The organism is Actinomadura bangladeshensis (assembly GCF_004348335.1).
Classification (GTDB): domain Bacteria; phylum Actinomycetota; class Actinomycetes; order Streptosporangiales; family Streptosporangiaceae; genus Spirillospora; species Spirillospora bangladeshensis.
The window spans coordinates 1-5,520 of sequence record NZ_SMJW01000378.1 but is presented as its reverse complement, the minus strand read 5'-3'; the positions used below and the strand labels follow the sequence as shown (position 1 = coordinate 5,520).

Genomic DNA, 5,520 nt, shown 5'->3' with positions numbered 1-5,520 from the left:
GAGCAGCCGCGCCCGCGCGGCACCGCACCTCCGGCACGCGCCGGCCCGCTCTGCGGACCGGTCTGGTCTCCTCGGTCATCACGTTTCGCCCCCAACTCTGCACGGCACCATGCCGCTCCTGGTCAACGCACTGATCAACACGGTAGGCACCGGACGGAACGGCCTTGATCCCCCGCCGGTCCCTGATCCGGTTCCTACCTGCGGATGAGCCGCATCCGGCCGCGGGCCCCCGCCCGCCGCCGCGCGGTCCATCCTCCCAGCTCACCGGCCGGAAAGCGGTGCCTCAGGCGACCGCTTGCGGCCATCCGATCACGGAATGGAGTGAATTTCCGCGACCGCTCCCCCGTACGCGCGTCACGCCCCGCGCTGGGCGCGGGCCGAGGCGTAGAGGCATACGGCCGCGGCCGTCGCCAGGTTCAGGCTCTCGGCGCTTCCGTAGATGGGCACGCGGACGACCTCGTCCACGTGCCGGAGGATCTCCTCGGGCAGCCCCCACGCCTCGTTCCCGAACACCCACGCGGTGGGGCGCGCGAGCAGCCCGGTGTCGATCGCGTCGTCCAGGGTGCGGTCGCCCGCGCCGTCGGCGGCGAGGACGGTCAGGCCCGCGCCCTTCAGCTCCGGGATCAGCGCGTCGAACCGGGGGCCGGTGACGACCGGCAGGTGGAACAGGCTGCCCGCCGAGGCGCGCACGCACTTGCCGTTGTAGGGGTCGACGGACGCGTCGGTGAACACGACCGTCTCCGAGCCGGCGGCGTCGGCGGTGCGCAGCACCGTGCCGGCGTTGCCGGGGTCGCGGACGTGCGCGAGGACGGTCACCAGCCGCGGCCCCGCCTCCAGGGCCTTGCCCAGCGGGACGTCGACGAACTCGCAGACCGCGAGCAGCCCCTGCGGGGTGACGGTCTGGGCCAGCTCGGCCATGACCTCACCGCTGACCCGCAGCACCGGCGCGCCGGCGCGCTCGGCGGCGAGCACCAGTTCGGGGTGGCGGGCCTCCGCCTCGGCGGTGGTGAACAGCTCGGCGAGCCCGCCCGGGATCTGCAGCGCCTCCCGCACCGCCTGCGGCCCCTCGGCGAGGAACCGGTTCTCGCGGCGGCGGAAGGCGCGTTTGGCGAGCCGCCGAGCGGCCTTCACCCGTGGTGATCGGAGAGAGGTCAGCTCGCGGCCCGCCATGTCGCTGTGATCGCCCGTATGCCGGTCGCCCGGCTCAGGCGGCCTCCGAACCCTCGGCCGGGAGCGCGTCCTTGGCGACCTGGACGAGCGCGGCGAAGGCCGCGGCGTCGTTCACGGCCAGCTCGGCGAGCATGCGGCGGTCGACCTCGATCTCCGCCGCCTTCAGGCCCTGGATGAACCGGTTGTAGGTGATGCCGTTGGCGCGGGCCGCGGCGTTGATCCGCTGGATCCACAGCCGGCGGAACTGGCCCTTGCGGTCCTTGCGGTCCCGGAAGGCGTAGGTCATCGAGTGGAGCTGCTGCTCCTTGGCCTTGCGGTACAGGCGCGAACGCTGACCGCGGTAGCCGCTCGACCGCTCCAGGACGACCCGACGCTTCTTGGCGGCGTTGACGCCCCGCTTCACGCGTGCCACGTGCTGAACTCCTTCGTGGGGGCCGGGGCCATCGGGCCTCGGCCGGTCGCTGACATTGCTGGTCGAGTGCTACTTGCGCAGCAGCTTCTTGATGTTCTTGGCGTCGGCGTCGGCCACCACGGCCGGGCCGGACAGCCGGCGCGTCCGCTTGGTCGGCTTGTGCTCGAGCAGGTGGTTCTTGTTGGCGCGGCGGCGCATCACCTTGCCGGAGCCGGTCAGCTTGAAGCGCTTCTTGGCACCACTGTGGGTCTTGGTCTTCGGCATGGTCGCCGTCGTCTCCCTCTGTCCCTGGCCCCCGTGCCGTGCCGCACGGGGGCGCGCCTGATCGGCGCACCGCACGGAACTCCGCGGACGCGCCCGGTCAGGCTTCAATGTACGTGCGCCGCGACCCCGCTCAGCCGCGAGGTCGCGGTGTCGGGACCGCCGCGAGGCCGTCCCCGGACGGCCGTCAGGCGGTGGTCTCGGCCTCCTGCCCGCGGGCCGTCTTCTTCTTGTGCGGACCGATCACCATGATCATATTCCGGCCGTCCTGCTTGGGCCGCGACTCGACGAAGCCGAGCTCCTCGACGTCGTCGGCGAGCCGCTGCAGCAGCCGGTAGCCGAGCTCGGGGCGGGACTGCTCACGACCGCGGAACATGATCGTGACCTTCACCTTGTCCCCGGCCTTCAGGAACCGCACCACGTGACCCTTCTTGGTCTCGTAGTCGTGCGGGTCGATCTTCGGGCGGAGCTTGATCTCCTTGATGACCGTGTGCGCCTGGTTCTTCCGCGCCTCACGCGCCTTCATCGCGGACTCGTACTTGAACTTGCCGTAGTCCATGAGCTTGGCGACGGGCGGACGCGCGGTGGGCGCCACCTCGACGAGGTCGAGGTCCGACTCGCGCGCGAGTTCAAGGGCCTTGGCGATGGGCACGATGCCCACCTGTTCGCCGTTCGGGCCGACGAGCCGGACCTCGGGCACGCGAATGCGGTCGTTGATACGCGGTTCGGCGCTGATGGGACCTCCTTGGGGCCGTTCCATAAGTTCGTTGGACCGGTCGTACCCCGAGGCTTCCACGAGAAAAGCCCCGCACGACTCACGCACGGGGCCACCTTCGGTCTCCCTGGACGGACGAGCCGTCCGGGGACGACGGCGGGACGGGCGAGCAAACGCCCGTTCGCCGGACCGATACCCACCGGCCTTTGAGGTCCGGGATGCCCCAGACCTGTACCGCGGGCTCCGGCGGTGCCGCCCGTTCGGGCGGTGCGCAGGAACCGCGGCCTCGGCCGGTCAGGTGGGAGGTGGCCTCCGCTTGAGCGCCCCACGCGCACCACCGCTCGGATCGCGCGCACAGGGCCGGTCGGCCACCAAGACTACCACCCGCCGGGGCGGGCTGCGCCACGCCGCAATCGTCTCGTGACGTCCGGCGCGAGCTGGTGCCTTGGTGAGGTACGCCACTCATGTCAACGGCTCCGGGCACCCGGTCATTCCCGTCCCCCGGCCGCGGCGGCTCCGGAGGCGGGGCGGGGCCGGACACGGGCGGCCTCGGGGAGGTGACGATGTTGTGGCCGGGCGGGCGTCTCGGCGGGCGCGGCCGCGGTTGTTACGGTGGAGCGGAGACGGCCCGGTGGGGCCGGCAGCAGGGAGGTTGTCCCCGCGATGCCCTCGGTCGAGGCCGGCGCCCCCGGCCCCCTCACCGCCTTGCCGCCGATCGCGCTGCAGTTCGCGCAGAAGGCGTTCATCGTGTCCGGCGGGCGGCTGCTGCTGGTCCGCAAGTCCGCGTCCGACCCGTTCCACCCGGGCCGCTGGGAGGTGCCGGGCGGGCGGCTGGAGGCGGACGCCGACCTCGACCTCGACGACCACATCCGCCGGGAGGTCTGGGAGGAGGTCGGCCTCAAGATCGATCCCGGCCCGCCGTTCCATCTGTGGCAGTGGTACATGCCGGACCGCGGGCCCCGGGGCGGCCAGGTCCGCGTCGTCGCGGCCGCGCGCCGCTGCCGGCCGGTGACCCTCGACACCACTCTGGACAACCAGGACGCCGGCGACCACCTCGACGGCTGCGCCTGGGTGCCGCTGGCCGAGCTCGGCGGCTACGACCTCATCCCGAGCCTGCGCCCGGTGATGCGGGCGTTCCTGCTCCCGCCCGCCTGACGGCCCGTGCCATGGCCCCGCCCCGATCGCCCGCGGAGTGGCCGGGGCTCGACGGCGCCGCCGAGCGCCGGTTCGCCGTGCTCGTCATCGGCGACGCCGGGATCGAGGTCCGCGCGTCCCTTCCGGGCGTCCGGTTCGCCGACCTCGGCGCCGACCGGCTGTGCTACGCCCCCGCGCGGGCCGTCGTCGCGGGGACGGCGGTCAACCTGGCCCGGTGCGCTACCCGCCACTTCGCGCGGGTGGGGGTGCTGGCGAAGATCGGAGACGACGACTACACCCCCGTGATCCGCCGGGAGCTGCGCCGGATCGGTGCCCGCGACCACCTGTGCGTCGAGGCGGGCGTGCCGAACGCCGTCTCGGTCATGCTGCGCGACGGACCGCGCTGCGGCGGTCCCGGCGTACGGCTGCTGGTCGTGCAGGACGAGCCGCCCGGGCGCCGGCTCACCGCGGCGGAGGTCGCGGCGGCGTCGGCCGCGATCGCGGACGCGGACGTCCTGGTCGCCGACGGGTACTCGCTGCTGTCCCCGCTCTCGCGGGCGGCGCTGGAGGAGGCGGCGCGCATCGCGGGCGCGGCCGGGACGCGGTTCGCGTTCGACCTCGTCCCGCACGACGTCGACGCGCGGCTCCCGGCGTCCGCCGTGCTGCCCGTGCTGGCCCGCGCCGGCCTCGTCTTCTCGGAGGCGCCGACGCTCGCGCGCCTGCTCGGACGCCCGGCGCCGACGGGCGGCGACGGGGTGCGAGAGCTGCTCCCCGTTCTGGACCGTGAGGTGCCGGGCCGTCCGCTGTGGCTGCTGCGGTTCGGCGCGACGTCCCTGGAACGCGTGCTCGCCCACCGGCGGGGCGGGCCGCCGGTGGAGTACTCCACCGGCTACGCCGAGGGCGCGGAGCGCGCGGGGTTCGGGGACCGGCTGGCCTCGTGCGAGCTCTACTGGTGGCTGTCGGAGGGCTGATCCCCCGGCGGGAGGGCGGCCTGCGCGGCGCGCAGCACCCGGAGCGTCCGCAGGAAGCGCCGCCTGCTGCCGGGCAGGCCGAAGGTCTCCTGCCAGCGCCACGTCTCCCCCGGCCCGGCGGCCGTCACGGCCCAGCGCAGGAACTGGCTCGGCACGCCGTCGCCCGGGTGGACGGTCATGATCCCGCCCTCCTCGATCAGCAGGTAGGAGCGGCCGGTGCGGAGGTAGGCGCGGAGGGCGGCCCGCCCGGCCGGCGACCCGGGACGGCCCCGCCGCTCCACCACCGCGCGCATCCCCGGGGTTCCGGGCAGGAGATGCCAGTGCGCGTGGTCGATGCACGCGCCGCCGCCCTGCGGAGTCGCCGGGCCGTGCTCGAACAGCAGCAGTTCGCCGCTCCCGTAGGCCGCGCGGTAGAGGCGGGCGACGCGGTCGCGCCACCGGAGCGCCCGCTCCCACATCGTCCGGCCGAACTCTCCCGCGCACTGGTAGTGGTCGCGGGTCACCAGGAGCACATGCCCTTCGGTGAGGGGCGCCACGTCCGGGATGAGGAGGAAGTCCCCGTCGCGGGCGATCACGCCGGACTCGCCGGGAAGGCCGGCCATGCCGTTGAAGCGGAAGCGCAGCGGGGGGCACAGGACGCAGTCGTGACCGGGCTCGTTCCACGCCGTCGGTTCGGCCAAGCCTCCTCCAGGCACCACGGAACGGGGGACCACTCCCCTCCAGACTGCCCGGCACCGGCGGAGTGCCGACGCATGGATACAGACATGGAACCCATGCGATACAAAGCCTGTCCTAGCGGGAACAAAAAGGGCAGAAGGCAATACTGTGCACGAGACAACACCTCCCCTCCCCGCACC

At 73.6% G+C, this 5,520-nt stretch carries 7 protein-coding genes; 2 read left to right on the top strand and 5 right to left on the bottom strand.

Going from position 1 to position 5,520, the window contains the following annotated elements:
• Nucleotides 1-354: 354 nt before the first annotated feature.
• From E1284_RS38010 to infC, 4 genes are all read right to left on the bottom strand, one after another.
• Nucleotides 355-1,170 (bottom strand): TrmH family RNA methyltransferase, encoded by an 816-nt coding sequence (locus E1284_RS38010; RefSeq protein WP_131944985.1) that lies wholly within the window; start codon nucleotides 1,168-1,170, stop codon nucleotides 355-357.
• A 34-nt stretch (nucleotides 1,171-1,204) separates the two neighbouring features.
• Nucleotides 1,205-1,582, bottom strand: a complete 378-nt coding sequence (gene rplT / locus E1284_RS38005; protein WP_131944984.1) for a 50S ribosomal protein L20 — start codon at nucleotides 1,580-1,582, stop codon at nucleotides 1,205-1,207.
• A gap of 69 nt (nucleotides 1,583-1,651) precedes the next feature.
• Nucleotides 1,652-1,846, bottom strand: a complete 195-nt coding sequence (rpmI, locus tag E1284_RS38000; RefSeq protein ID WP_067468638.1) for a 50S ribosomal protein L35 — start codon at nucleotides 1,844-1,846, stop codon at nucleotides 1,652-1,654.
• 184 nt (nucleotides 1,847-2,030) lie between these two features.
• Nucleotides 2,031-2,603: a translation initiation factor IF-3 gene (gene infC, locus E1284_RS37995; RefSeq protein WP_203597680.1), complete on the bottom strand. Its 573-nt coding sequence runs from the start codon at nucleotides 2,601-2,603 to the stop codon at nucleotides 2,031-2,033.
• 618 nt (nucleotides 2,604-3,221) lie between these two features.
• On the opposite strand from infC, the gene E1284_RS37990 reads away from it, so the two are divergent.
• Together E1284_RS37990 and E1284_RS37985 are read left to right on the top strand one after the other, a co-directional pair.
• Nucleotides 3,222-3,713: an NUDIX domain-containing protein gene (locus E1284_RS37990; RefSeq protein ID WP_131944983.1), complete on the top strand. Its 492-nt coding sequence runs from the start codon at nucleotides 3,222-3,224 to the stop codon at nucleotides 3,711-3,713.
• Between the two features lie 11 nt (nucleotides 3,714-3,724).
• A complete protein-coding gene (locus E1284_RS37985) occupies nucleotides 3,725-4,663 on the top strand; it encodes a PfkB family carbohydrate kinase (RefSeq protein ID WP_131944982.1) in 939 nt (312 codons plus the stop codon).
• On the opposite strand, the gene E1284_RS37980 is transcribed toward E1284_RS37985, so the two are convergent.
• Entirely contained in the window at nucleotides 4,639-5,343 is a 705-nt protein-coding gene (locus E1284_RS37980) for an HIT family protein (protein ID WP_131944981.1), read from the bottom strand. The genes E1284_RS37985 and E1284_RS37980 overlap by 25 nt on opposite strands.
• Nucleotides 5,344-5,520: the final 177 nt, after the last annotated feature.

What these genes read in the sequence shown, in the direction of transcription:
- E1284_RS38010 (WP_131944985.1), bottom strand. Translation starts at nt 1,170, where the DNA reads ATGGCGGGCCGCGAGCTGACCTCTCTCCGATCACCACGGGTGAAGGCC.
- rpmI (WP_067468638.1), bottom strand. Translation starts at nt 1,846, where the DNA reads ATGCCGAAGACCAAGACCCACAGTGGTGCCAAGAAGCGCTTCAAGCTG.
- infC (WP_203597680.1), bottom strand. Translation starts at nt 2,603, where the DNA reads ATGGAACGGCCCCAAGGAGGTCCCATCAGCGCCGAACCGCGTATCAAC.
- E1284_RS37990 (WP_131944983.1), top strand. Translation starts at nt 3,222, where the DNA reads ATGCCCTCGGTCGAGGCCGGCGCCCCCGGCCCCCTCACCGCCTTGCCG.
- E1284_RS37985 (WP_131944982.1), top strand. Translation starts at nt 3,725, where the DNA reads ATGGCCCCGCCCCGATCGCCCGCGGAGTGGCCGGGGCTCGACGGCGCC.